Source organism: Streptomyces sp. NPDC050564 (assembly GCF_044457265.1).
Taxonomy (GTDB): domain Bacteria; phylum Actinomycetota; class Actinomycetes; order Streptomycetales; family Streptomycetaceae; genus Streptomyces.
In genome coordinates, this window is the sequence record NZ_JBITGS010000030.1 from 67,040 (window position 1) to 92,575 (window position 25,536).

The following is a 25,536-nucleotide window of genomic DNA, read 5'->3' on the forward strand; positions in this document are numbered from 1 at the left end:
ATCGAGGGGAGAGGGCCCGGCCCGTTCAGGCCGTCGCCGCGATGTCCAGCGCCGCGATGTAGCCGAACGTCATCGCCGGACCGATCGTCGAGCCGGCGCCCGCGTAGCTGTGCCCCATGACCGCCGCGCTCGCGTTCCCGGCCGCGTACAGGCCGGGAATCACGGAGCCGTCCGCGCGCAGTACGCGGGCGCGGGCGTCCGTGCGCAGTCCGCCCTTGGTCCCCAGATCGCCAGGGACGATCTTGAAGGCGTAGTACGGGGCCAGCCACAGGGGGGCCAGACAGGAGTTGGGGAGGATCGCGGGGTCCGTGTAGTAGTGGTCGTAGACGCTGTCGCCGCGATGGAGGTCGGTGTCCTTGCCGCTGCGGGCGAGGCTGTTGAAGCGGCTGACGGTGGTGCGCAGGGCGGCCGCGGGTACACCGATCGCGGCGGCCAGTGCGTCCAGCGTCCATGCCTTGTGCGCGGCGCCGGACGTGTACCACGCGTCGGGGAACGTGAACGTCGGCACGACGTCCTTGAACAGGTAGCGGTTGCGGTAGTTCTGGTCGACGATCAGCCAGGCCGGAATGTCGGGCGCGGCGGCGTCGCGCTCGTACATGATGTGCACGACATCGCTGTAGGGGGCGGCCTCGTTGACGAAGCGGGCTCCGGCGGCGTTGACCAACAGCCCGCCGGGCAGGGTGCGTTCTGCGAGGCAGAAGTAGGGCTGGTCGGGCAGCGGGATCGCCGGGCCCCACCAGGCGTCGTCCATCAGGTCGAGCGCCGCCCCGGCCCGCTCCCCCGCCCGGATGCCGTCGCCGGTGTTCTCCTTGGCGCCCACCGTCCACGCGGTGCCGATCGGCTGCCGCTGGTACTGGGCGCGCATCGCCGCGTTGTGCTCGAAGCCGCCGGAGCCGACGATCACCCCGCGCCGAGCCCTGACCAGGCCTGATGTGCCGTTCTGGGTGACCACGGCGCCGGTGACGGCGCCGTTGTCGACAAACAGATCGGACAGTGGGGTGTTCAGCCACACCGGCACCTGGGCGTCGAGCAGTCCGGCACGCAGGCCGGCCGCCAGCGACTGACCCATCGTCAGGGGCTTTTGACCCAGCAGCGCCGCCTTGGTGCCGCGGGCGAGGCATTCGGTGGCGACGGCGGCGCCCTTTGCGCTGACGGCGGAGAGGGTGAGCCATTTGTAGTCGGCGCTGAAGACGACCATGCCGCTCGGGACGGTCAGGTACGACGGGTTCAGGCGGGCGAGTTCGGCGCCGAGGATGTTTCCGTCGAGCTGGTCGGGCTCGATGGAGCGGCCGTTCGGCAGCCCGCCGGGCAGCTCGGGGTAGTAGTCGCTGTAACCCTCCATCCAGCGGAAGCGGAGCGGGCTGTTGGCCATGACGAAGGAGATCATGGCGGGTCCGTGGCCGAGGAACGCCTGTTGGCGGTCGGCGGAGACATCGGGGCCGACCACCGCGGACAGGTACGTGGCGGCCTTCGCCGGGGTGTCCGGGACACCGGCGGCGAGGATCACCGGGTTGTTCGGGATCCAGACACCCGCGCCGGAGCGTGCCGCCGATCCCCCGAAGGTGGCCGCCTTCTCCACGACGACGCAGCTCAGCCCCTGTTTCGCGGCCGTCAGCGCGGCGGTCATACCCGCCGCTCCGGAACCGATCACCACGACGTCGTACGTGCCGAGCAGGGGCAGGTCGGCCGCCTCGGTGACAGCCGGGAGGCCTGCCGCGAGCGCGAGCCCGGCGCCCGTCGCGGCGCCGAGCACATGGCGCCGTGACGGGCCGGGGGCCGAGAAGGATGCGGTACGTCTGACGGAATCCGCGCTCGTGGACATGGCAGGGCGCTCCAGCAGGGCGAAGGGATATGAGGCGTTCCGCGCTCCGAGGGCCAACCGGCCCCGGCCACAGCAGTTCTGATGCAGCGTCAGGAACGTTGCGCAGGGGTCTTGTGAAGTCAAGACACGCAAGGCCCATCACTCCAGACCACCCCAGGATCGGACACAAGTTACCTAGAGGTATGTAGTGACTTAACAAGCAAGCAACAGTAGAACGTGTTCCCACTCATCGAGAGTGAGGAGCGTCATATGAGTGACACTACCCAGCAAAACAAGGATTCCAGGGGTGTCTCACGCCGAAGATTTATCACTGGAACTGGTTCTATTATTGGAGCCGTGGCTGTTGCGGGTCATCATCCAGCGGCGGCTCAGGAACAGGCCGTCACGGCGGCCGGACCGATCGCCTCCGGAGCCCATGTCCCCGTCCTGGTGATCGGCACCGGGTACGGCGGCTCGGTCGCCGCCCTGCGACTGGCGCAGGCCGGTATCGACGTCCAGATGATCGAGATGGGGATGGCCTGGGACACCCCGGGCTCGGACGGCAAGATCTTCGCCAACACGACGAGCCCGGACTACCGGTCGTACTGGCTGCGCACCAGGACCAAGCAGCCGATCAGCAACTTCCTCGGCTTCCCGATCGACAAGGATGTCCCCCGCTACACCGGGATCCTGGACGCCGAGGAGATGGGCCAGATCATCGTGTACCAGGGGCGCGGCGTCGGCGGCGGCTCGCTGGTCAACGGCGGTATGGCGGTCACCCCCAAGCGGGAGAACTTCGGCGCCATCCTCCCGTCGGTGAACGCCGACGAGATGTACGGCACTTACTACCCGCGCGCCAATGCCGGACTCGGGGTCGCGACCGTGGACCCGACGTGGTTCGACAGCACCGACTGCTACCAGTACGCGCGCGTCGGCCGTAAGCAGGCCCAGCGTTCCGGCTTCCCCTTCGTCTTCGTACCCGACGTGTACGACTGGGACTACATGGAACAGGAGGCCGCCGGAACCGTTCCCAAGTCGGCGCTGGCGGGCGAGATCCTCTACGGCAACAACTACGGGAAGAAATCCCTGCAGAAGACCTACCTCGCGCAGGCCAAGGCCACCGGCAGGGTCACCATCTCACCGCTGCACAAGGTGACTTCGGTCTCGCCCGCGGCCGGCGGCGGCTACACCGTCCTCATCGACCAGATCAACACCACCGGAGACACCACGGCCACCAAGACGGTCACCGCGGACCGGGTGTTCTTCGCGGCCGGCAGCCTCGGCACCAGCAAGCTGCTCGTCAAACTGAAGGCCACCGGGTCGCTGCCCGGCCTCAACGACCAGATCGGCAAAGGCTGGGGCGACAACGGCAACGTCATGTGCGGTCGCGCCAACCATCTGTGGGACCCGACCGGCGCGCTCCAGTCGAGCATCCCCTGCGGCGGCATCGACAACTGGACCGCCGGTGGCGCGTTCGCCGAGGTCGCGCCGCTGCCCACCGGGATCGAGACGTTCGCGTCGTTCTATCTCTCCATCACCAACAACCCGAATCGTGCCCAGTTCTCCTGGAACGCCGCCACCGGCAACGTCGATCTGAACTGGCAGACGGCCTGGAAGCAGCCGGCCATCGACATGGCCAAGTCGATCTTCGACAAGATCAACGCGAAGGAGGGGACGATCTACCGGACGGATCTCTTCGGCACGTACAAGATCTGGGGCGACCACCTCACGTACCACCCGCTCGGCGGCGCGGTGCTCAACAATGCCACCGACAACTACGGTCGTCTGCAGGGCCATTCCGGCCTGTACGTCATCGACGGCTCGCTGATCCCCGGCAACACGAGCGTCAACCCGTTCGTCACCATCACGGCGCTCGCCGAACGGAACATCGAGAAGATCATCGCCACCGACCTCTGACGCCGGCCGGGGCCCAAGACCGTGCAGGGCCCGCTCAGTGGGTGGGCAGCACGCACACGGTGTCCAGGCCCAGCACATGATTGAGCCGGCCGAACGCCAGCCAGGAGCCGATGCTCATGCTCAGCTCCACGATCTCGCGCTGGCTGTAATGCGCGGTCATCCGAGTCCAGAACTCGTCGTCCAGACCGTGGTGATCCAGTGCGTACCGCTCGGCGTACTCCGCGGCCAGCCGGGTGCGGTCGTCGAAGGCGTCGGTGGTACGCCACTGGGTCACCGCGTCGGCAAACTCCTCCTCGACCTTCTGCCCGTCCCGCTCCGTGCGCCAGTCGAGGCAGAACAGGCACCCGTTGATCTGCGCGATGCGCAGCCGCGCGGCCTCGAACTCGCGCAGTCCCAGGGTCGTGTGCTCGTACACCGAGAGCGAGAAGTTCGCGGCCGCCACACCGATGCCGGGGACCATCTCCCCCCACACGTACCCAATCGGCTCCTGGCCCTCGGGGATGTCGATGTGCATCGTCATGGGTCACTTCCTTCCGAATCTGCCGACTGCGGGACGCAGCGGGACGTCGAGCGCGTCGTAGAGTCCGGGTTGCGCGTCCACGAGCCAGTCGATGGCGCCCACCAGCCGGCCGACCGCGGTGGCGTTGCCGCCCGCTGAGCGGTTCTCGCCTTCGTCGGTGGCCTCCACGGTGACCTGGATGCGCGGTCGGCCCTCGATGATCACGCGATGGGCTCCGTCGCCGTCGGGCGGCGTCGGCCAGTCCGGTGCGCAGGACGGGTGGATGCGGGTGACGTGCTCGATGACGATCCGGGGTTCGCCCCCGACGATCCCCTGCACCTCGAACCGGACCGCGCCTTGGTTTCCGGCCTCGAACTCGCCCATCGTGCGCGTGCTCACCGTGGCCTCAAGCGGGCGCCGCTCCACCGTCTCGCGGATCTCGTCGAGTGCGACTCCCAGCGCCCTGGCCATCAGCCGTACCTGCCCGCCCCACACCATGATGGGGATCGACGGCGTGAGCATCAGCGGTTCGTAGTCCATCGGCTGGCCCATGCCGACCAGATACCGAACGGATTCTTCCTGTTCGTACGTGGAGTAGTCGAAGATCTCCTGGCAGCGGATCGCGTCCACCTCGGTGCCGAGTCCGCTGATCAGCAGGGGCAGGACGTCGTTGCCCCAGCCGGGGTCGACACCGGAGACGAACAGGGAGCCGCCGCCGTCCTCGATGGCGGCGAGCACCGGATCCCGGAACTCGGGCGGGGCATTGCGCTGGTCGTAGAGCGGATAGAGCGCGGGGGTGACGACGACGGCTCCGGCGCGGATCGCCCTGCCGATGTCGGCAAGGGCCTCGTCGGGCCGGATGTCGCCGGACGCCGCGTACACCACGGCCTGCGGTCCGGTGGCCAGTACGGCGTCGATGTCGTCGGTCGCCGCGACCCCCAGTCCGTGGTCCAGCCCGGAGAGGTCACCGGCGTCGCGGCCGACCTTGTCGGGGTTGTGCACGAGCACGGCCGCGAGTTTCAGCGCCGGATGGGCCTCGACGGCGCGGATGGCCGCGCGGCCGACATTGCCGGTACCCCACACCACCGTGGAAATCATGCGGCGGAGGGTAGCGAGAGGACCTCGAGGTTCCTATAGCCGTGAGCGGTGAAGATGTGTGAGGCGAGCGCCGGTCGGCCGGACGAGCGCTCCGCGGATCTAAGCTCGGCGCATGGCCAAGTACTTCGACGTGCACCCAGAAAACCCGCAGCGCCGCATCATCGGCCAGGTGGTCGACATCGTTCGCTCCGGAGGGCTCATCGTCTATCCGACGGACTCCTGCTTCGCGCTCGGGTGCGCGCTGGGCAACCGGGAGGGGCTCGACCGCATCCGCTCGATCCGCCAGCTCGACGAGCGGCACCACTTCACCCTGATGTGCCAGGACTTCGCGCAGCTGGGCCACTTCGTACGCGTCGACAACGCGGTGTTCCGTACGGTCAAGGCGGCGACACCCGGCAACTACACCTTCATCCTCCCGGCGACGAAGGAGGCGCCCCGCAGACTGCTGCATCCGAAGAAGAAGACGGTCGGGGTGCGGATCCCCGACCATCTCGTGGCCCAGGCGCTCCTCGCCGAACTCGGTGAACCGCTGTTGTCGAGCACCCTGCTCCTGCCACACGAGGACAAACCCCTCACCCAGGGGTGGGAGATCAAGGAGGAGCTCGATCACGCGGTGGACGCGGTGATCGACTCCGGTGACTGCGGCACCGAGCCGACGACCGTCATCGACTTCTCCGGCCCAGAACCGGAGATCGTACGTCTGGGGGCCGGAGATCCCTCACGGTTCGAGTAGTCCCGGATCAGCCAGGGCAACCGCTATTTAGTACCGACGGTGCGCAGTGCGGCGAGCACCAACGTACGCGTGACGGCCACGACTTCGGCGAGGTGTACCTGCTCCCGCGGACCGTGTGCCAGTCGCACGTCGCCGGGTCCGTACTGCACGGTGGGTACGCCCGCTGCGCTGTACAGCCGCAGGTCGCTGCCGTAGGGCGCACCGTGTTCGTGCGGGCGGTGACCTCCGGTGACCTCGGCGTGCGCGCCACCGACCAACGCCGCGAGCGGGTGCCCGGCCGGCAGGCGTCCGCCGGCGAACCGGCCGCCGGGCCAGGACACCGTGGCGGGGTGGACGCGTAGCCAGACGTCGTCCGCGCAGGCTTCGGCGACGCACGTCTCCAGTTCCGTACGCGCCTGTGCCGGGTCCTCACCCAGCCGGACACCCAGTCTTCCCTCGACCACGAGCAGGTCGGGGACGCTGCTGGCCCAGTCGCCCGAGCGGACCGTGCCCACGGACAGCGGGTAGGGGATGGGGTATTCGGTCATCAGAGGGTGCGGGTCGGTATTGCGGCCGGCTTCAAGGCGGCTGAGTGCGCGATGTATCGGCAGGTAGGCGTCGAGGGCGCTGACTCCCGCGTAACGCGTGCTGCCGTGGGTGGCTTTGCCGGGCACCTCGATCCGAAAGGTCAGCGCCCCGGCGTTCGCGGTCACGAGCGTGGCGCTGGTCGGTTCGGTGATGATGCAGGCGTCACCGATGTGGCCGCGCCGGAGTGTGCCGAACGCGCCGAGCCCGCCGTCTTCCTCGCTGACCACGAAGTGGGCGGCGACACGGCCGCGCAGCTCGGCCCCTACGGCGCGGATCGCCGCCAGGGCGGCGAGCACAGCCGCCACTCCTGCCTTCATGTCGCAGGCTCCGCGAGCCCGGACCACATCTCCGGCGCAGCGGGCGACGAATGGATCACCCGCCCACTGCGCGCGGTCACCGGGCGGTACGACGTCGACATGGCCCTGGAGTATCAGGGTCGGGCCATCACCGCCGTTGCCCGTGCTGCCCACCAGCCCCCACGCCTCCTCGCGCGGCGCCTCACAACCCGGGAAGTCGGGATGCTCGCGCAACTCGGGCACGTTCATGGACCACAGGTCGACATCGAGATCCAGCCGTTGCAGGTGCCGGGCCAGGATGTGCTGCAGCTCGGACTCCGCGGCGCTGCCCGTCACGCTCGGCACGGCGAGCAGTTCCAGCAGCACGCGGGCGACGGCCGCTTCGTCCACTGCTGCCAGCGCGGCCGCTTCCACATCGCTGAGGATCGCTGTCATGGCGATTCCGCTCCCCGCACGTCGACGTCAGGTCGAGCGGAGACTATGGCCGCGGGGTCGGCGCAAACAATCGCCATATCCTGCCGGTCACAGGCGATCACTTGCAATATTCGGCGCGTTTCGGCGAATCTTTGCGCGTATTTGCCACTCCCCTGATGCCCGGAGGCCGTTCGTGGACTCGATCGACGAGGAGATCATCCGCTGCGTGCTGCGCAACGCCCGGTCCACGTACGCCGAGATCGGCAAAGCGGCCGGGCTGTCCGCGCCGGCCGCCAAGCGTCGTCTCGACCGTCTGGTCTCGACCGGCGCCATCCGTGGCTTCACGGCCATCGTCGACCCCCAGACACTGGCATGGCGCACCGAGGCTTTCGTCGAGGTCTACTGCCGCGGCAACCCCACTCCCGGCGAACTGCGCCAGGCACTGGAGGACATCCCGGAGGTCGTCGAGGCCTGTACTGTGTCCGGCGCCGCGGACGCAGTCCTGCACATGCTGGCCAGGGACATCACCCACCTGGAACAGGCCATCCAGCACGTCCGGGCCACCGCCCCCGTCGAGCGCACCGAGAGCGTCATCGTGCTCTCCCGGCTGATCGACCGGCCGCGCCTGTGAGCGGTGCGGGGCCGCGACGGGCTCGTCCTCACGGATGAGTCGCGTCGCGGCCGTCGCGGAGATCTCAGGTGGTGCGGATCAGCTCGTCGTCAGGGCCGTGTCGTCCACGACGAAGCTGGTCTGGAGGGAGGAGTCCTCGACGCCGCTGAACTTCAGCGTGACGGTGGTACCGGCGAAAGAGGACAGGTCGAAGGACTTCTGGGTGTACCCGGTGGCCTTGTTGAGGTTGGAGTAGGTCGCCAGGGTGGTCGAACCGGCGGTCACGGTCAGCTTGTCGTACTGGGTGCTGGTGGTGGTCTCCGCGCTGTCGATGTGCAGGTAGAAGGTGAGCGTGGCCTTGCAGCCGGACGGCACCGTCACCGACTGGGACAGCGTGTCGGTGTGAGTGGAGCCGTAGCCGTCCAGCCAGGCCTTGTACGAGCCGCCGTGGGCCGCCTCGCTGCTGGAGTTGGTGATGACACCGCTGGTGGCGGTCCAGGTGGTATTGCCCGACTCGAAGCCCGGGTTGCCCAGCAGCTGGGTCGAGGTGCAGGTGCCGCCGCCCGAGGAGCTGACCGTCCAGGTGTAGGACGCGGTGCCGGTCGCGCCGGTGCTGTCGGTCACGGTGACGGTCGTGCTGTATGTCCCGGCGGTGGTCGGAGTGCCCGAGATGACACCGGTGGAGCTGTTGATCGACAGGCCGGTCGGCAGTCCGGTGGCGGCGTACGTCAGTGCGCCGCTGTTGGTGCTGCTGGCCGATACCTGCAGGCTCACCGCCGTACCGACGGTGGAGGACTGGCTGCCGGGGTTGGTGACGGTCACACCGCTCGACGGCGGGGTGACGTGCGCGCCGACGTTGATGCCCGCGAAGGCGTTCGCCACCCCGGCGTACTGGGTGGAATTGGCGCCGTACAGGGCGGTGGCGGCGTTGAGGGCGGCGGTCCGGGCGCCCGCGTAGTTGGTGCTGGACGTCATGTACGTCGTCAGCGCCTTGTACCAGATCTGCAGCGCTGCGGCCCGGCCGATGCCCGCGACGGCGACACCGTCGGACGTCGGCGAGTTGTAGGTGACGCCGTTGATGACCTTGGTGCCACTGCCCTCGGAGAGCAGGTAGAACATGTGGTTCGCCGGGCCCGAGGAGTAGTGGACGTCCAGGTTGCCGACGCCGGAGTACCAACTGTCGGCGGAGCCGCCGTCCTTGCTGGGCTTGTCCATGTAGCGCAGCGGGGTGCCGTCGCCGTTGATGTCGATCTTCTCGCCGATGAGGTAGTCACCGACGTCGCTGCTGTTGCCCGCGTAGAACTCCACGCCGGTGCCGAAGATGTCGGACGTGGCCTCGTTGAGGCCGCCGGACTCCCCGCTGTAGTCCAGGCCCGCGGTGTTGGAGGTGACGCCGTGGCTCATCTCGTGGCCGGCCACGTCGAGCGAGGTGAGGGCGTGGGTGCCGCCCGAGCCGTCGCCGTAGGTCATGCAGAAGCAGTCGTCGTCCCAGAAGGCGTTGACGTACGCCGTGCTGTAGTGGACGCGTGAGTAGGCGGCGACGCCGTCGTTCTTGATGCCGCTGCGGCCGAAGGTGTTCTTGTAGAAGTCCCAGGTCGTCTGGGCGCCGTACGCGGCGTCGGCACCGGCGGTCTGGGTGTTGGAGCCGGATCCGGTACCCCAGGTGTCGTCGGAGTCGGTCATCAGCGTGCCCGTACCCGACGTGCCGTTGTTGAGGCTGTACGTCTTGTGGCCGCCGCGCGTGGTGTCGTACAGCTGGTACGTCGAGCCGGACAGGGTCGTGTTGAGCGTCACCGTGCCGCTGTACTGCGTGTTGCCGGTGCCGGTCTCGATGCCCTGATAGCGGTGGAGTTCCTTGCCGGTCGTGGCGTCGGTGACGACATGCAGCTTGCTCGGGGTGCCGTCGTCCTGGAGGCCGCTGATCACGGTCTCCCAGGCGAGCCTGGGGGTGCCGGTGCCCGCCCAGATCACCTTGCGGGCACTGTCGGTCGTGGGCCGTACCGCGTCGAGCGCCTTGGCGGCCTTCAACGCCTTGGTCGCGGCGGCCGACTTGGTGAACGTCGCGGCGGTGGAAGCAACCTTGATGGTGTGCTTGTTGTTGGAGGTGGTGCTCACCGTGCCGGAGGCCAGGGAGGCCGGCGGTGTGTGGACGACGATGTCGCCGCCCAGTACCGGGAGACCGGCATAGGTGCGCTCATAGCGGGTGTGGAGCGTGCCGTCGTTGTCCTTGACGACGTCCTTGACGACGAGCTTTTCCTTGGGGCCGAGGCCCAGGGAGTCGGCGGCCGCCACGGTCTGCTGGGATGCCTTCTTCAGCAGCGCCGTGTGCTGGGCCGGGGTGAGTTCGGCCTCCAGGCCTCCGGTGCGCAGGGGGCTGGGGTGGGGGGAGGGCTTGGCGGCCGCCGGAACCGACTGTATGCCGACGGCCAGGAACGCGGCGGTGGCCACCAGGGCTCCGGCCGCGGTCGCCTGGCGGGGGATTCGTCTCACTCGTACTCCTTCTGCGACAGCCGCGCGTCGGCGGCCGGTGACAGACCGGACAAACGGGATGTGCTGTCCGGGACGAGCTGAGCAGGGGTGTGCGGGAGCGTGACCGTGCGCAGGCCGGGCGCGACCTGGGTGACAGGTGGAGCGCGACCTGTGGTGGGGGAAGAGTCGCATCGTTGACCGATGCATGACATGCCCTGGGGATTTTTCGAGGGTTATCCCTCGACGTGGTCCACAATCAGCGCATGCACGTCCCCGAAATACTCGAAGCGGCCGGCCTCTTGGTCCCCGAGAAGACTGCCACCGACGACGACCTCACGGTGCGCGATGTCTGGGAGTGCCTCGCCGCCGACGACTGGGAGACCGCGCTCGGCCTGTTGGAGGAGTTCGGGAACGCCGGGCGGCTGCCTTTGACGTTCTGGGAGACCCTGGCCGACGCCGCCGAGCAGCTGCGTATGGCACGGAGTGCGGCCTGGTGCCATTGGCGCTCTACCGAAATCCGCAACGGCGTGATCCGGGCGGACCTGACGCTTCGTCCGGCCGGGGAGGGCCGCCGTTCAACCCCTGTCGACGGGGCGGGAGTTCTTCGGCCGATGTGGGGCATCGGGCACAGAACGGCTACCGGCGAACAGTCGGTCAACATCGCGCCGATGTGGCTCGAGGACGTGCCCTTCCTCGAGCCCGGCGGCCGGTGGCCGGTGGCCGGTGCCGGGTGCGACTCGTGCCCTTCGTTCCCGCCTCGTGGCAGCATCTTGAGCCGGGCCGTCGGATCACCATGCACGAGGGCCGGGCCGTGGCCGGCACCGCGATCGTCCTGGAAGTACGGCCGCCCGTCGGCCGGTCTGCGGGGTGATCGCCCGTCTCACGGCCAGCCGGCCCCCGGCACCTCGACCTCGGTGGCGAGCACCTGCCCGGATCCGGGTGTCACCAGCTCGGACGCCGTCATCCCCTGCCACCCGGCGGCCACGATGAATAGGGTCGTCCGGTCGGGACCGCCCAGTGCGCAGGCGAAGCCGCCCCGGTCCAGGTCGACCCGGTCCAGCACCGCGCCGCCCTCCGCGACGCGCACACAGCACCGGCCCGGCACATCGGCGTACCAGACGGCGTTCTGTGCGTCGACGCAGATGCCGTCCGGGGTCCCCTCCCCGAGGTCGGCCCAGACCCGCCGGCCGGACAGCCCACCGTCCGCGCCGATGTCGAAGGCCACCAGGCTGTGCCGGTACGAGTCCGCCACGATCAGCGTGGAATTCTCGGGCGTCACCGCCATCCCGTTGGGGAACGCGATGTCGTCGGCCACAAGGCGCACCGAGCCGTCCGGCGTGACCAGTGAGACCGAGCCCGGCTTGAAGGCCTCCCCCGCCATGGGGTTGAAGTCGGCGCGATTGACGTAGGTGTTGCCGCGGCCGTCGATCACGATGTCGTTCCAACCGGGCCTGCCCAGGTCCGCACAGGTGCTCAGTGAGCCGTCGGGTTCCCGGCGCAGCAGTTGCCCGTCCGGCGACGAGACGATCACCATCCGCCCGTCGGGGAGCCAGGCGGTGCACAGCGGCAGCGACGCCACGCGCGCGATCACCTCGCTGCGGCCGGCCGGATCGACGGCGACGACCTCGCCGGCCGACCAGTCGGAGAAGTACAACCGGTCACCGTGCCAGCGCGGCGATTCGACCAGTCCCCGTCCGCCGAGCAGCGTCCGTACCTCGTTCATCCTCATCACAGCCCTTGTCCCGGGTCGGCCCGACGCCGACATCTCGCTACCTGAACGAACGGCCACCGACCGAATCGACAGGTTGCCACCGGCCGAATGGACGGTTTGCCGCGAAGCGGGGTCGGGCTGTCACCCCATTCTGCTGTCGGGCGGCGAGTCGGTAGGGCTCACCTCGAAGCTCGCCGTACGGCCGATCTCGCGTTACAGCGCGAGGCCGCTCACTTTCCAGATCCGGGTGGCCACTTGGAGGTGAAAGCGCGTGTCCACGTCGTCCAGTCGCCGGCCGCTGACCTCCCGGATGCGCTGCAACCGGTAGCGCAGCGTGCTGCGGTGGACGGCGAGGGCGTGGGCCGTCTCGTCGTAGTTGCCGCCATGGTCGAAGTACTGGGCGAGGGTGCGCACCAGATCCGTACCGTGGGCCTCGTCGTAGTTCAACAGCGGGCCCAGCCACTCGCGGACGAAGATGTCGACGTCCTTGGAGTCGTTGCCCCGCGCGAGGATGCGGTAGAGCCCCAGTTCCTCGTACACGGTGGTGCCGTACGGCGGCTCCGACTGCCGGCGGACGCTGAGCGAGCGGACAGCCATGTCGAAGGAGCGGGGAATGTCGGCCGTGGCCTCGCACCGGCCGCCGATCCCCACCGCCCCCTGCAAGGAGCCCAGCTCCTCGGCGACGGCCTCGTACAGCCCCTCCTCCCGCGGCTCCCCCTGGACGACTAGGACCGCCATCTCCGAGCGTCGACCGATCAGCGAGCGAAGGCCCACTTTCTGGGCCGCATGGGCCACCGCTGCGATGAACCGGTCGTCGGTGGCCCTCCCCTGCCACCGCACGGCCACCACGTACTGCGGCCCGTGCAAATCGTGCCCGACGGCTTCCGCCCTGGCACAGGCTCCGCCCTCGTCCGCGCCGGTGAGCAGGTCGTCCACCAGCTCGCGGCGCATGCGCAGTTCCGTCTCGGCCAGGCTGCGCCGGTGCGCCAGTTCCAGCGCCAGTGCCGTGCACGCCTGGCCCAGAGTGAACTCCTCCGCCCGCCCCGCCTCGGCGGTGGGATCGACGAGTGCGATCGTGCCCAGCACCTCGCCGTGGTGGCGGGCCAGTCCGACGAGACGGCCACCGTGCCGGACCGGGGCCAATGCGCGCATCGCGTCCTGCACGACCTGCTCGCGCACCGATGGATCGGGCTTGTCGCCGGCGTCGGCAAGGCCGGGGCCCGCCCAGGAGAGGAGGTTCCCGAAGCGGTCCTCGACGCAGGTGGGGAAACCGGTCAGTTCGTACACGGCGCGGGCGATGCCGTCCTCCCTCTCGTCGGCGAGACTCGACCGGGCCAGGACTTCATGCACGTTGTGCTGGCCCTCCAACTCCGCCACGAGCGCGGTGAGCCGTGCGTTGGCCGCTTCCCGCTCCTCGATCGCCCGGAACAGCTGCCGGGCGTACTCGCGGTCGCGGCGGCGGGCGTCCGCGTTGAAGAGAGCGGCCCCGGTCGGCTGGGCCAGGGCGTACGCGAGGAAGCGCGCGTCGTCGGACGGCGGATTCCGCGCGCTGACGACGAGGTAGCCGAGCAGTGCGCCGGCACAACGCATGCCGACCGCCCATCCCCAGCCACCCTCCCGGAAGCTGATTTCGCCGTCCTGCCCGTGCAGTGCGGTCAGCTGATCGGGGGTTTCGGACATGTCGCGCGGAGTGTGTCCACCGACGAGCTCGGCCGGCGGAGCAGCTCCGAGCTCGAAGCGTCCGTCCTTGAGCAGATAGCCGCCCTCGGGCCGACAGCCGGTCAGGCGCGGTACCGCGCCCATGGCCAGCTGCAGGATCTCTTCCGCCGGACGGCCGTCCAGCATGGTCATGGCCAACCCGAACACGTCGTACAGAGGGGCCGACTGCCAGCGGTCCAAGCACGCCGCGTCAGTGGTCGGGACCTTGCCGGAGGGCCCGCCGGGTCCTCCGATCTGGTGGGCCGCACCGGGAGTGTCGTCGGCCGTGCCGGACATGCCGCAATATTAACTTTCGCGCCATCGCGCCGCTTCCCGTGCGCGACAGGGTGCAGTTACCGCCCTGGGGTATCTGGAGGGGGAAGGGCCCGCCCCGGGGCTGCGGACTGACACCTACGTCTCCCCGCAGGACATACGTACGTCCGCCCCCCTGCACTGGCGGGTGGAATCCGGGAGCCGAATTTGGCCCCGCCGGGAGCAGGCGTCGCCCTCGGTCCTTGTACCAGGCTGACCGGGACAAGAACGACGAACCACGAATCCGAGTTCGCACCGGGCCTCTCAGCGCGCCGACAGCGCGAGCACCGAAGGCTCTGCCGGAGCGCGCCGACAACAGGGCGCTCTCACCTGAACACAGCCGCCACCACCGGGCGGGTGCGGGTGGATGCCGGGGTGGCAGGCGAAGGAGTTCCTCATGGCCAAGGCAGTCGGAATCGATCTGGGCACCACCAACTCCGTGATCGCCGTGTGGGAGGGCGGCGAAGCGACCGTCGTACCGAACGCCGAAGGCTCGCGTACGACACCCTCCATCGTCGCCTTCACCGAAGGGGGCGAACGCCTGGTGGGTCAGCTGGCCAGGCGCCAGGCGATCCTCAATCCCAAGGGCACCATCTACTCGGCCAAACGGTTCATCGGCCGGCACTACGACGAGATATCGGACGAGGCCAAGGCCGTGGCGTACGACGTCGTCGAGGGCGAGGGCGGCGTCGCCCGGTTCAAGGTGCGCGACAAGCTGTACGCACCCGAGGAGATCAGCGCCCAGGTGCTGCGCAAGCTGGCCGACGACGCGGGCAAGCAGCTCGGCGAGCGGGTCACCGAGGCCGTCATCACCGTGCCGGCGTACTTCAACGACGCCCAGCGCCAGGCGACCAAGGACGCCGGCCGTATCGCGGGGCTCGAGGTGCTCCGGATCATCAACGAGCCGACGGCGGCGGCACTGGCGTACGGCATGGACAAGAAGCAGCACGAGACGGTGCTGGTCTTCGACCTCGGTGGCGGCACCTTCGACGTGAGCATCCTGGACGTCGGCGACGGCGTGGTGGAAGTACGGTCGACCGCGGGTGACAGCCACCTCGGCGGCGACGACTTCGACCGCCGGCTCGTCGACCTGCTGGCCGACACCTTCCAGAAGGAGAACGGGATCGATCTGCGCAAGGACCCGCAGGCGCTGCAGCGGCTGTTCGAGGCCGCGGAGAAGGCCAAGACCGAGCTGAGTTCGGTCACCCAGACGCAGGTCAGTCTGCCGTTCATCACCGCGGACGCCTCCGGTCCCAAGCACCTGACCGAGACGGTCATGCGATCCACGTTCGAGCAGATCACCGCGGATCTGGTGGAACGGACCCTGGAGCCGGTCAAGCAGGCCATGGCGGACGCCAAGATCAGTGAGAGCGACATCGACGAGGTCATCCTGGTGGGCGGTTCCACCCGTATACCCGCCGTGCAGAGCCTGGTCCGCCGGCTGACCGGCGGCAAGGACCCGAACATGAGCGTCAACCCGGATGAGGTCGTGGCGCTGGGCGCCGCGATCCAGGCGGGTGTCCTCAAGGGCGAGGTCAAGGACGTCCTGCTGCTCGATGTGACACCGCTGTCGCTGGGCGTGGAGACCCGCGGTGGCGTGATGACGAAGATCATCGAACGCAACACCACGATCCCGGTCCGCCGCTCGGAGACCTTCTCCACCGCGGAGGACAACCAGGCGGCCGTGGACGTCGTCGCCCTGCAGGGCGAGCGCGAACTGGCCGCCGACAACCGGGTCCTGGGCAGGTTCCAGCTGAAGGACATCCGCCCGGCACCGCGCGGTGAGCCGCAGGTCGAGGTCACCTTCGACATCGACGCCAACGGCATCCTGAACGTCACCGCACGGGACAAGGACACCGGCAAGGAGCAGTCCATCACCATCAGCGAGGGCTCCAACCTCGACCAGGGCGAGGTCGACCGGATGATCCAGGAGGCCGAGCGGCACCGCGGCGAGGACCAGGCGCTGCGCGAGGCCGTGGACGCCCGCAACGAGCTCGACGCCGTGGCCTACCAGGTCGAACGCCGGCTGAGCGAGCTGGGGGACGCCGTCCCCTCGCACGAGCGGGCCCGCGCGGACATGCTCGTGGCCGACGCCCGGGAGGCGGTCAAGCAGGAGGCGCCGCCGGACAAGGCCAGGCCGCTCGCCTCCGAGCTGCAGCAGATGCTGGCCGCGCTCGCAGCCCGCCAAGCAGGCGCGACCGCTCAGGCCCGGGCCGGGACGGACGACACCGCGAGCAGCACCGCGGCCGCCGACGACGACGTGATCGACGCGGAATTCGACAAGAGTTGAGGTGCGGTCATGGCCACCGGACAGGAGCCGATGACGCCCCCGGAGCAGGAGCAGCCGGTCGAGGACCCGACCACGCAGCAGCCGGGCCACAACGCCGCGCCCACGCGGCAGCCGGACGCGGACGACCAGGCCGCGGCCCTCGACGAACTCCGGGACCGCTGGCGCAGGGCGCTCGCCGACCTGGACAACCTGCGCAAGCGGCATGCGAAGGAACTGGAGGGCGTGCGCATGGAAGAGCGCGCCCGTACGGCAGCAGCCTGGCTGCCCGTCCTCGACAACCTCGAACGGGCTCTGGCCCACGCCGACTCCGATCCCACCGCCGTGCTGAAGGGCATCGAGGCCGTACGCGACCAGGCCGTCGAGGTGCTGCGCGGCCTCGGATATCCCCGTTACGAGGAGATCGGGGTGCCCTTCGACCCGACCCGGCACGAGGTCGTCGGTGTGGTCGACGATCCCGGCGCCGAGCCGAACACGGTGGCTCAGGTGGTGAGTCCGGGCTACGGCGCGAACGGCAAGCAGCTGCGGCCGGCGTTCGTCGTGGTCAGCAAGCGGCAGGAGTGACGCCCCCATGCCACGCGACTACTACGACGTGCTCGGGGTGTCGCGCGACGCGAACTCCGAGGAGATCCAGCAGGCCTTCCGCAAGCTGGCGCGCAAGCACCACCCCGACATCAACAAGGACCCACAGGCAGAGGAACGCTTCAAGGAGATCAACGACGCGTACAGCGTGCTGTCGGACCCCGGGACACGGCAGCGCTACAACCGCTTCGGCGCGAACTTCCGGCAGATCCCGGAGGACTACGACGAGCGGGTGGCAGCCGGTGCGGGCGCCCGCGGCGGCTGGGGCGCACGAGGAGGAACAGGCGGCACCGGGGCCCGCTTCCGCACCGCTGAAGGTGTCGACTTCGACGGCTCCGGCATCGACATCGAGGACCTGTTCGGCGGGATCTTCGGACGGGGCGGGGGCGGCAGTTGGGGACCGGTTCCCGGCGCCGACCAGGAGGCCGAGATCCAGCTCGGCGTCGAGGAGGCCTACCGGGGCGGCAAGCGGAGTGTCACCCTGGGCGGGCCGAGCGGGCAGCGGTCGTACGACGTCACCATCCCGCGAGGGGTGGCCGACGGCCAGCGCATCCGGCTGGCCGGAGAGGGCGGGAAGGGCAGCGGCGACGCCCGACCGGGCGACCTGTACCTGCGGGTTCGGATCAAGCCCGACGCGCGTTTCCGTCTGGAAGGACGCGACATTCACGTCGTCGTCCCGGTGACGCCGTGGGAGGCGGCGCTCGGCGCGACCGTGCCGGTGCCCACCCCCGGTGGCACGGCCAAGGTCACGGTCCCCGCGGGCTCGTCGGGCGGCCGCCGGCTGCGGCTGCGCGGTGAGGGCATGCCCAACCCGCGAGGCCATGGCGGGGACTTGTACGCGGAGATCCGCATCATGGTGCCGCCCGATCCCACCCCCCGCGAGCGCGAGCTCTTCGAGGAGCTGGCCGCCGTGTCCGCCTTCGATCCGAGGAGGCCCCGATGACCACAGCCCCTGGTCCAGGTGGCGAGAACCGCCGGACGGCCGCCCCGGTCTCCCGGCCGGGCGTGAACGTACTGGTCCGCACAACCACCACCCTCGAACCGGTCCGCCGGCTCGGTCTCGACGTCGTCGCCCAGCGGTCCGGTCTCCATCCGGACCTCGTACGGCGGTTCGTCGCCCTCGGCCTCGTCGACGCCGCCCGGGACGCCAACGGGCGGCTGTGGTTCGAGCCGTCCGCTCCCGCCACCCTCGCCCGCATCCAACGTCTACGGGCCGCGCTCCCCCTCAACTACGCCTCCCTCGGTCTGGTGCTCGACCTGCTCGACCGGATCAGTGAGTTGGAGGACGCACTGAGGCGCAGCAACGCCGGCTCCAGGAGTGATGAATCGTGGATTTGAACCGGCTCACCCAGAAGTCCCAGGAAGCGCTGCAGGAAGCACAGACGATCGCCGGTCGGCTGAACCAGACCGAGGTCGACGGCGAGCACCTGCTCCTCGCCCTCCTCGACCAGCCGGACGGCCTGATACCCCATCTGATCGACCGGACCGGAGCCGACACCCGTGCTCTGCGCACCGCCCTCTCCGACGAGTTGGCGCGTCGGCCGAAGGTGACCGGCCCCGGCGCCACCCCCGGCCAGGTGTACGTCACCCAGCGGCTGGCCAAGGTGCTGGACGCGGCCGAGCAGGAGGCCAAGCGGCTCAAGGACGAGTACGTGTCCGTGGAGCACCTGGTCCTGGCGCTGGCCGACGAGGGCTCACGGACCTCTGCCGGACGCCTGCTGAAGGAGCACGGCGTCACCAAGGACGCGTTCCTGTCGGCGCTGACCGGGATCCGCGGCAACCAGCGCGTCACCTCGGCGACGCCCGAAGCGGCGTACGAGGCATTGGAGAAGTACGGTCGTGACCTGGTCGCGGAGGCGCGCGGCGGCAGGATGGACCCGGTGATCGGCCGGGACGCGGAGATCCGCCGCGTGATCCAGATCCTCAGCCGCAAGACCAAGAACAACCCGGTACTCATCGGTGACCCGGGCGTCGGCAAGACCGCCATCGTGGAAGGTCTCGCCCAGCGCATCGTGCGGGGTGACGTGCCCGACGGGCTGCGCGATCGCACGATCTTCTCGCTCGACATGAGTTCGCTGGTGGCGGGCGCCAAGTACCGCGGTGAATTCGAGGAGCGCCTGCAGGCCGTGCTGAGCGAGGTCAAGGCGGGCGAGGGACGCATCCTGCTCTTCGTCGACGAACTGCACACGGTCGTCGGCGCGGGCGGCGCCGAAGGCGCGATGGACGCGGGGAACATGCTCAAGCCGATGCTGGCGCGCGGCGAGCTGCACATGATCGGCGCCACCACGCTGGAGGAGTACCGCAAGTACGTCGAGTCCGACGCCGCCCTCGAACGCCGCTTCCAGCAGGTCCAGGTGGACGAGCCCAGCGTCGAGGACACCGTCTCCATCCTGCGCGGGCTGCGCGAGCGCCTGGAGGTCTTCCACGGGGTGAAGATCCAGGACACCGCGCTGGTCGCGGCGGCGACCCTCAGCCACCGCTACATCACCGACCGGTTCCTGCCCGACAAGGCCATCGACCTCGTCGACGAGGCCTGCGCGCGGCTGCGGACCGAGATCGACTCCATGCCGGCCGAACTGGACGAGATCACCCGCCGGGTGACCCGACTGGAGATCGAGGACGCGGCGCTCGCCAAGGAGAGCGACCCCGCCAGCGCCAAGCGCCTGGAGGAGCTGCGGCGCGAGCTGTCGGACCTGCGCGCCGAATCCGACGCCATGCACGCCCAGTGGGAGGCCGAACGCCAGGCCATCCGCCGCGTACAGGACCTGCGCCAAGAGCTGGAGCAGGTACGCCAGGACGCGGAGGAGGCGGAACGCGCCTACGACCTCAACCGTGCCGCGGAGCTGCGCTACGGCAGGCTCACCGAACTCGAACGCCGGCTGGCGGCCGAAGAGGAGCGGCTGGACACCAAGCAGGGCGAGAACCGGCTGCTGCGCGAGGTGGTGACGGAGGACGAGATCGCGGAGATCGTCGCGGCCTGGACCGGCATCCCGGTCACCCGTCTGCAGGAGGGCGAGCGCGAGAAGCTGCTTCGGCTCGACGAGATCCTCACCGAGCGTGTGGTCGGGCAGGACGAGGCGGTCAAGCTGGTCACCGACGCCATCATCCGGGCCCGCTCCGGGATCCGGGACCCGCGCCGGCCGATCGGCTCGTTCATCTTCCTCGGCCCGACCGGTGTCGGAAAGACCGAGCTGGCCAAGACGCTCGCCGCGGCGCTCTTCGACTCGGAGGAGAACCTGATCCGCCTGGACATGAGTGAGTACCAGGAACGGCACACCGTCAGCAGGCTGGTGGGAGCGCCTCCCGGGTACGTCGGCTACGAGGAGGGCGGCCAGCTCACCGAGGCGGTGCGCCGCAAGCCGTATTCCGTGGTGCTGTTCGACGAGATCGAGAAGGCCCACGCCGATGTCTTCAACACCCTTCTCCAGGTGCTGGACGACGGCCGGATCACCGACTCCCAGGGCCGCACCGTCGACTTCCGCAACACCGTGATCATCATGACGTCCAACATCGGTTCGGCCCATCTGCTCGACGGGGTGACCGCCGACGGCGAGATCAAGCCCGACGCGCGGGCCCTGGTGGTGAGCGAACTGCAGAGCCACTTCCGGCCCGAGTTCCTCAACCGCGTCGACGACATCGTGCTCTTCAAGCCGCTGGGCATGACGCAGATCGAGCACATCGTGGAGCTGCAGTTCAACGACCTGCGCCGTCGGCTGGCCGAACGGCAGATCACCGTCGAGCTCACCGAGGGCGCGTGCGAACTCATCGCGAAGCACGGCTTCGACCCTGTCTACGGAGCACGGCCGCTGCGCCGGTATATCTCGCACGAGGTCGAGACGCTCGTCGGCCGGGCCCTGATCCGCGGTGATGTGCAGGACGGTTCGACGATCCGCGTCGACGCGCAGAACGGCGAACTGGTCGTCACCTATGGCGAGCCGTCCCGGCCGGACGTGCAGAAGGCCGCGTGAGTCCGGTGGCCACGAGCCGGAGCAGGACGATCGTCTGTGACCAGTGCGGCCGCAAGAACCGGGTACCGGCGGCGGCCGAAGGTGCCCCGCGCTGTGGGAGCTGCCACTCCCCGCTCGCGTGGATCGCCGACGCCGGCGACCAGGACTTCGCGGAAACTGCCGAGCGGGCGAAGCCGTACGTCCTCGTCGACCTGTGGGCCACCTGGTGCGGGCCCTGCCGGATGGTCAGCCCCGCACTGGAACAGGTGGCCCATCAGCTCGCCGGGCAGGTCAAGCTGGTCAAGGTCGACATCGACCAGAATCCACGGCTCGCCCAGCGCTTCCAGGTGCAGGCCGTGCCGACCCTGCTGCTGCTCGACAAGGGGGAGGTGATCTCTCGCAAGACGGGCGCGGCACCCGCTCCGGCGCTGCGGCAGTGGGTCGAGGAGAGCCTGGCGGTTCGCCGGTGAACGCGTAGCCACGGGCCCGCACCGCCGGTGAACTTCCCTGCCCCGTATGGAGAATTGCCATGCGGGCGGATCCGCACCTGTCGTTCGTACGCCCGGTGATACCGCGCACCCCGCATGGCTGCGAGGAGTGCCTGCGACTCAGCTCCCCATGGCTGCACCTCAGGCTCCTTCTGACCTGCGGGCACATCGGATGCTGCGACTCCTCGCCGCTCAAGGAGAGGTGCCATCGCCGCCCGGCTGGTGCACGAACACCGGTCGCGGGAAGGCGACTTGGCCCGGACGGCAGCGGAGAACGCGCAGCCGCCCCCCGTCCGCGGCAGAAGAGTGCATAGCATTGCGGGATGCCTCTGCTCCAGCTCCTCCGCCTCGACCACGCCCCGGCTCTTCTTCGGTTCGAACGGGAGAACAGGGACTACTTCGCCGCCTCGATTCCCGACCGAGGCGACGACTACTTCGCCCACTTCGACGCACGACACCACGAGTTGCTCGCCGAACAGGCGGCGGGGTTGCACTTCTTCCACCTCGTGGTGGACACCGACGGTGCGGTGCTGGGACGCGTCAACTTGGTCGACGTGCGGGACGGTTCAGCCGCACTCGGCTATCGGATCGCCGAGCGGGCCGCGGGACGGGGACTCGCCACGACAGCCGTGCGCGAGGTCTGCGCCCTGGCCGTCGCGGAGTACGGCCTGAGCACGCTGAGGGCCGCCACGACCCTCGACAACACCGGCTCCCGAACCGTCCTGGCCCGTACGGGATTTCAGTCTGTCGGCGAGATCCGGCTGAGCGGTCGCCCGGGCCTTCGTTTCGTCCGGGAGCTGCGCGACACCGACAGGGAGGTACCCGAAGGGCCGGACGTCGTCAGGGAATCGGTTCGGCGGAGGGATTGATCGGTGACTGGTAGGCGCCACTGGCCAGCATGCGCACCTCCCCCGCCGGGCTGATCTCGGCACGGAGGATTCCCGTCGGATCGCAGTACACCGGGTTGCCGCCCGGGCCGAGGTTGTCGGTCCTTTCGACGACCACCTCGTCCGTCACGACGCCGGTACCCGATCCGGGTTGCGTGAAGGTCAGCCGGTAGCGGTCCATGGTCTTCATGACGCCCTCCCACGCTGGGAACGAATGCGGGCAAATGGGTTACCCCTCCATGATGCGGCCAGATCCTCTCGACAGCAGCACTCGCGACAACGAGCGGCGCCGGGGCCGTGCCACACGGCCCCGGCGAGCTTCGTCCACATTGCGTGACGCCTCTCGCCTCCGGGCGCCGGGCAGTGTAGACATAGGCACATGGTCGGACTATTGGGTCGATCCCGGGCTCAGTCGACCCGCCGCCTCAAGACCCCCCTCGATCAGCGCGGGCCACACGGAGGCAGGCACCGACGCAGCCCCTCCGCCGGGCTCCGGTCGGCGCTGGGCGGGCGCAGCGTCGCCGGGCAGGTATTCCTCCTGCAAGTGGTGATCGTGCTGCTCCTGGTCGTGTCGGGCGTGGTGGCGCTGGTTCTCCAGGTACGTCACGACACTACCCAGGAGGCCCGCAACCGTTCGCTCGCCGTCGCCGAGACCTTCGCCAATGCACCGGGCACCCGCGCGGCGCTCAGCGCCCCCGATCCCACGGCTGTGCTTCAGCCACAGGCCGAAGCCGCCCGCAAGGCGTCGAAGGTGGACTTCATCGTCGTGATGAACACCGACGGGATCCGCTACACCCATCCCAAGCCCGACCGGATCGGCAAGAAATTCGTCGGAACCATCGCGCCCGCGCTGGCCGGTCACCCCGTCGTCGAGGAGGTCACGGGAACCATCGGGCCACTGGTACAGGCCACGGTCCCCGTCAAGGCCCCCGACGGCAAGGTGGTGGGCCTGGTGTCGGCCGGTATCACCACGGCGAACGTGGGCGGTGTCGCGGACCGGCAGCTGCCGCTCATGCTGACCTCCGCGGGTGTCGCGCTGGCCCTGGCCACAGGCGGGACGGCGCTCGTCAGCAGGCGTCTGCTGCGCCAGACCCGCGGCCTGGGCCCTTACGAGATGACCCGGATGTATGAGCACCACGACGCGGTGCTGCACGCCGTCAGGGAGGGAGTGATCATCATCGGCGACGAGAGACAGCTGCTCCTCGCCAACGACGAGGCGAACCGGCTGCTCGACCTGCCCGACGACGCCGAGGGGCGGGACGTCCGCGACCTCGGTCTCGACTCGGACACCGCCGACCTGCTGGCCTCGGGACGCGTCGCCACCGACGAGGTGCGTCTGGTGGGCGACCGGCTGCTGGCCATCAACCAACGCCCCACTGATCTTCAGGGCGGACCGGCCGGCAGTGTCGCGACACTCCGTGACTCGACGGAACTGCGCGCATTGTCCGGCCGGGCCGACGTGGCACGCGAACGACTCAAACTCTTGTACGACGCCGGGGTGGGTATCGGGACGACCCTGGACGTGACGCGCACCGCCGAGGAACTGGCGGAGGTGGCCGTCCCGCGGTTCGCGGACTTCGTCACCGTCGATCTGGCCGCCGCCGTGCTGAACGGGCAGGAGCCGGACGTCAGCACCGACCTCCGCCGCACCGCGTCCGGCGGAATCCGCAAGGACGCACCGCTCTATCCGCTGGGCGAGCACATCGAATTCGTCCCCTCCACCCCCCAGGCCCACAGTCTGCGCACCGGTCAGGCCGCCATCGAGCCCGACCTCGGTGGGTCCCCGGGCTGGCTGGCCCAGGATCTGCAGCGCACCGGGCGAGTCGTGGACTACGGCATCCACTCACTGATCACCGTCCCGCTGCGGGTGGGCCCCCTGGTGATGGGCGTGGTCAACTTCTGGCGCTCCGAGAAGCCCGAACCCTTCGACGGGGAGGATCTGGCCCTCGCCGAGGAGTTGGTCGCCCGGGCGGCCGTCTCGATCGACAACGCTCGCCGCTACACCCGCGAGCACACCATGGCCGTGACGCTGCAGCGCAGCCTGCTGCCGCGCAACCTGCCCGAGCAGAGCGCCCTGGACATCGCGTACCGCTACCTTCCCGCGCAGGCCGGCGTTGGCGGCGACTGGTTCGACGTGCTGCCGTTGCCCGGCGCCCGTGTCGCGGTCGTCGTGGGCGATGTCGTCGGCCATGGGCTGCATGCAGCGGCGACGATGGGACGGCTGCGTACGGCGGTCCACAACTTCTCCGCCCTGGACCTGCCGCCCGACGAGCTCCTCGGGCTCCTGGACGAACTGGTCGGCCGCATCGACCAGGACGAGGTGGCAGAGGAGAGCGGAGCCGCCGTCACCGGCGCCACCTGTCTGTACGCCATCTACGACCCGATCTCCCGGCTCTGCACCGTCGCGCGGGCCGGGCACCCGCCGCCGGTGGTGGTGCGTCCCGACGGGAGCGTCGAGTTCCCCGAGGTGCCGGCCGGTCCTCCGCTCGGGCTGGGCGGCCTCCCGTTCGAGACGGCCGAGCTCGAGCTGGCCGAGGGCAGCCGCCTGGTGCTGTACACGGACGGGCTCGTCGAGGACCGGGATCGGGACATCGACAGCGGAATCGAGCTGCTGCGCACCGCCCTGGCCGGGGCCGACCGGTCGCCGGAGGACACCTGCCGAGCCGTGCTCGACGCCCTGCTCCCGCCCCGGCCGAGCGATGACATCGCCCTGATCGTCGCCCGCACCCGGGCGCTCGATGCCGACCGCATCGCCGAATGGGAGGTGCCGTCCGACCCGGCCGCGGTCGGCGAGGCGCGCGCCGCCATCACTCGGCAGCTGACGGAGTGGGAACTGGACGAGATGGTGTTCACCACGGAGCTCATCCTCAGCGAGCTGGTTACCAACGCGATCCGTTACGGCAGCGGTCCGATCCGGGTCCGGGTGCTGCGCGACCGCAGTCTGATCTGCGAGGTCTCCGACGGCAGCAGCACCTCACCCCACCTGCGCTACGCGGCCTCCACGGACGAGGGCGGACGCGGCCTGTTCCTGGTCGCACAGCTCGCCGAGCGCTGGGGCACCCGCTACAACCCCTCGGGCAAGGTGATCTGGGCGGAGCAGCCGCTGCCCTGAACGTGCCGCGCAGCCGTGAACCGGCTGCCCCTCACCGCCCCCGGCGTTCGACGGTGCTGAATACGCCTCTCCCCGCCGACGCCCTGCGGGGAGCGCGCCGCGAGCATC

19 protein-coding genes are annotated in these 25,536 nt (G+C 69.5%); 11 read left to right on the forward strand and 8 right to left on the reverse strand.

Translation table 11 applies throughout. The features are described 5' to 3' along the window. Positions 1-25 precede the first annotated feature (25 nt). On the reverse strand, positions 26-1,822 hold the full coding sequence (gene kstD, locus ACIBK0_RS37265; RefSeq protein ID WP_399089830.1) for a 3-oxosteroid 1-dehydrogenase: 1,797 nt from the start codon (positions 1,820-1,822) through the stop codon (positions 26-28). Positions 1,823-2,071: 249 nt separating this feature from the next. Between kstD and ACIBK0_RS37270 the strand changes: the two genes are divergently transcribed. Then, positions 2,072-3,718, forward strand: a complete 1,647-nt coding sequence (locus tag ACIBK0_RS37270) for a GMC oxidoreductase (protein ID WP_399089833.1) — start codon at positions 2,072-2,074, stop codon at positions 3,716-3,718. A gap of 34 nt (positions 3,719-3,752) precedes the next feature. Here ACIBK0_RS37270 and ACIBK0_RS37275 read toward each other — a convergent pair whose 3' ends face one another. Together ACIBK0_RS37275 and ACIBK0_RS37280 are read right to left on the reverse strand one after the other, a co-directional pair. Next, positions 3,753-4,232 (reverse strand): carboxymuconolactone decarboxylase family protein, encoded by a 480-nt coding sequence (locus ACIBK0_RS37275; protein WP_399089995.1) that lies wholly within the window; start codon positions 4,230-4,232, stop codon positions 3,753-3,755. Positions 4,233-4,241: 9 nt separating this feature from the next. Then, entirely contained in the window at positions 4,242-5,315 is a 1,074-nt protein-coding gene (locus tag ACIBK0_RS37280; RefSeq protein ID WP_399089836.1) for a dihydrodipicolinate reductase, read from the reverse strand. A gap of 112 nt (positions 5,316-5,427) precedes the next feature. On the opposite strand from ACIBK0_RS37280, the gene ACIBK0_RS37285 reads away from it, so the two are divergent. Then, positions 5,428-6,048, forward strand: coding sequence for an L-threonylcarbamoyladenylate synthase (locus ACIBK0_RS37285; protein WP_399089839.1), 621 nt, complete (start codon positions 5,428-5,430; stop codon positions 6,046-6,048). A 23-nt stretch (positions 6,049-6,071) separates the two neighbouring features. On the opposite strand, the gene ACIBK0_RS37290 is transcribed toward ACIBK0_RS37285, so the two are convergent. Next, positions 6,072-7,346 carry an ArgE/DapE family deacylase gene (locus tag ACIBK0_RS37290; protein ID WP_399089842.1) on the reverse strand — a complete coding sequence of 425 codons (1,275 nt, stop codon included), beginning with the start codon at positions 7,344-7,346 and terminating at the stop codon, positions 6,072-6,074. Between the two features lie 172 nt (positions 7,347-7,518). Here ACIBK0_RS37290 and ACIBK0_RS37295 point away from each other — a divergent pair, with 172 nt between their 5' ends. Next, positions 7,519-7,956, forward strand: coding sequence for an Lrp/AsnC family transcriptional regulator (locus tag ACIBK0_RS37295; protein ID WP_399089845.1), 438 nt, complete (start codon positions 7,519-7,521; stop codon positions 7,954-7,956). Between the two features lie 78 nt (positions 7,957-8,034). Here ACIBK0_RS37295 and ACIBK0_RS37300 read toward each other — a convergent pair whose 3' ends face one another. The 3 genes from ACIBK0_RS37300 to ACIBK0_RS37310 form a co-directional block, all read right to left on the reverse strand. Further along, entirely contained in the window at positions 8,035-10,425 is a 2,391-nt protein-coding gene (locus tag ACIBK0_RS37300; protein WP_399089848.1) for a M4 family metallopeptidase, read from the reverse strand. 859 nt (positions 10,426-11,284) lie between these two features. Continuing rightward, entirely contained in the window at positions 11,285-12,133 is an 849-nt protein-coding gene (locus ACIBK0_RS37305; protein ID WP_399089851.1) for an SMP-30/gluconolactonase/LRE family protein, read from the reverse strand. Positions 12,134-12,328: 195 nt separating this feature from the next. Continuing rightward, positions 12,329-14,110 (reverse strand): PucR family transcriptional regulator, encoded by a 1,782-nt coding sequence (locus ACIBK0_RS37310; protein ID WP_399089854.1) that lies wholly within the window; start codon positions 14,108-14,110, stop codon positions 12,329-12,331. A 412-nt stretch (positions 14,111-14,522) separates the two neighbouring features. Here ACIBK0_RS37310 and dnaK point away from each other — a divergent pair, with 412 nt between their 5' ends. The 7 genes from dnaK (at position 14,523) to ACIBK0_RS37345 (ending at position 22,298) form a co-directional block, all read left to right on the forward strand. Then, positions 14,523-16,415, forward strand: coding sequence for a molecular chaperone DnaK (gene dnaK, locus ACIBK0_RS37315; protein WP_399089857.1), 1,893 nt, complete (start codon positions 14,523-14,525; stop codon positions 16,413-16,415). 9 nt (positions 16,416-16,424) lie between these two features. Next, positions 16,425-16,976, forward strand: a complete 552-nt coding sequence (locus ACIBK0_RS37320; RefSeq protein ID WP_399089860.1) for a nucleotide exchange factor GrpE — start codon at positions 16,425-16,427, stop codon at positions 16,974-16,976. A gap of 7 nt (positions 16,977-16,983) precedes the next feature. Next, a complete protein-coding gene (locus ACIBK0_RS37325) occupies positions 16,984-17,937 on the forward strand; it encodes a DnaJ C-terminal domain-containing protein (protein ID WP_399089863.1) in 954 nt (317 codons plus the stop codon). Next, positions 17,934-18,332, forward strand: coding sequence for a chaperone modulator CbpM (locus tag ACIBK0_RS37330; protein ID WP_399089866.1), 399 nt, complete (start codon positions 17,934-17,936; stop codon positions 18,330-18,332). Before ACIBK0_RS37325 ends, ACIBK0_RS37330 begins: the two co-directional genes overlap by 4 nt. Next, on the forward strand, positions 18,323-20,962 hold the full coding sequence (gene clpB / locus ACIBK0_RS37335; RefSeq protein WP_399089869.1) for an ATP-dependent chaperone ClpB: 2,640 nt from the start codon (positions 18,323-18,325) through the stop codon (positions 20,960-20,962). The genes ACIBK0_RS37330 and clpB overlap by 10 nt, the downstream gene beginning before the upstream one ends. 5 nt (positions 20,963-20,967) lie before the next feature. Then, entirely contained in the window at positions 20,968-21,411 is a 444-nt protein-coding gene (trxA, locus tag ACIBK0_RS37340) for a thioredoxin (RefSeq protein WP_399089998.1), read from the forward strand. Positions 21,412-21,752: 341 nt separating this feature from the next. Then, on the forward strand, positions 21,753-22,298 hold the full coding sequence (locus ACIBK0_RS37345) for a GNAT family N-acetyltransferase (RefSeq protein ID WP_399089872.1): 546 nt from the start codon (positions 21,753-21,755) through the stop codon (positions 22,296-22,298). Here the strand turns inward: ACIBK0_RS37345 and ACIBK0_RS37350 are convergent. Beyond that, a complete protein-coding gene (locus tag ACIBK0_RS37350; protein ID WP_399089875.1) occupies positions 22,270-22,506 on the reverse strand; it encodes a DUF6296 family protein in 237 nt (78 codons plus the stop codon). The two genes, ACIBK0_RS37345 and ACIBK0_RS37350, sit on opposite strands and share 29 nt — an antisense overlap. 189 nt (positions 22,507-22,695) lie before the next feature. Here ACIBK0_RS37350 and ACIBK0_RS37355 point away from each other — a divergent pair, with 189 nt between their 5' ends. Further along, positions 22,696-25,428 carry a SpoIIE family protein phosphatase gene (locus ACIBK0_RS37355; protein ID WP_399089878.1) on the forward strand — a complete coding sequence of 911 codons (2,733 nt, stop codon included), beginning with the start codon at positions 22,696-22,698 and terminating at the stop codon, positions 25,426-25,428. The last annotated feature ends 108 nt before the right edge of the window (positions 25,429-25,536 follow it).

Bases quoted from the DNA above. Each gene is read 5' to 3' on its own strand.
- kstD (WP_399089830.1), bottom strand. From the start codon at position 1,822: ATGTCCACGAGCGCGGATTCCGTCAGACGTACCGCATCCTTCTCGGCC.
- ACIBK0_RS37270 (WP_399089833.1), top strand. From the start codon at position 2,072: ATGAGTGACACTACCCAGCAAAACAAGGATTCCAGGGGTGTCTCACGC.
- ACIBK0_RS37275 (WP_399089995.1), bottom strand. From the start codon at position 4,232: ATGCACATCGACATCCCCGAGGGCCAGGAGCCGATTGGGTACGTGTGG.
- ACIBK0_RS37280 (WP_399089836.1), bottom strand. From the start codon at position 5,315: ATGATTTCCACGGTGGTGTGGGGTACCGGCAATGTCGGCCGCGCGGCC.
- ACIBK0_RS37285 (WP_399089839.1), top strand. From the start codon at position 5,428: ATGGCCAAGTACTTCGACGTGCACCCAGAAAACCCGCAGCGCCGCATC.
- ACIBK0_RS37290 (WP_399089842.1), bottom strand. From the start codon at position 7,346: ATGACAGCGATCCTCAGCGATGTGGAAGCGGCCGCGCTGGCAGCAGTG.
- ACIBK0_RS37305 (WP_399089851.1), bottom strand. From the start codon at position 12,133: ATGAGGATGAACGAGGTACGGACGCTGCTCGGCGGACGGGGACTGGTC.
- ACIBK0_RS37310 (WP_399089854.1), bottom strand. From the start codon at position 14,110: ATGTCCGGCACGGCCGACGACACTCCCGGTGCGGCCCACCAGATCGGA.
- dnaK (WP_399089857.1), top strand. From the start codon at position 14,523: ATGGCCAAGGCAGTCGGAATCGATCTGGGCACCACCAACTCCGTGATC.
- ACIBK0_RS37320 (WP_399089860.1), top strand. From the start codon at position 16,425: ATGGCCACCGGACAGGAGCCGATGACGCCCCCGGAGCAGGAGCAGCCG.
- ACIBK0_RS37325 (WP_399089863.1), top strand. From the start codon at position 16,984: ATGCCACGCGACTACTACGACGTGCTCGGGGTGTCGCGCGACGCGAAC.
- ACIBK0_RS37330 (WP_399089866.1), top strand. From the start codon at position 17,934: ATGACCACAGCCCCTGGTCCAGGTGGCGAGAACCGCCGGACGGCCGCC.
- ACIBK0_RS37345 (WP_399089872.1), top strand. From the start codon at position 21,753: ATGCCTCTGCTCCAGCTCCTCCGCCTCGACCACGCCCCGGCTCTTCTT.
- ACIBK0_RS37350 (WP_399089875.1), bottom strand. From the start codon at position 22,506: ATGAAGACCATGGACCGCTACCGGCTGACCTTCACGCAACCCGGATCG.
- ACIBK0_RS37355 (WP_399089878.1), top strand. From the start codon at position 22,696: ATGGTCGGACTATTGGGTCGATCCCGGGCTCAGTCGACCCGCCGCCTC.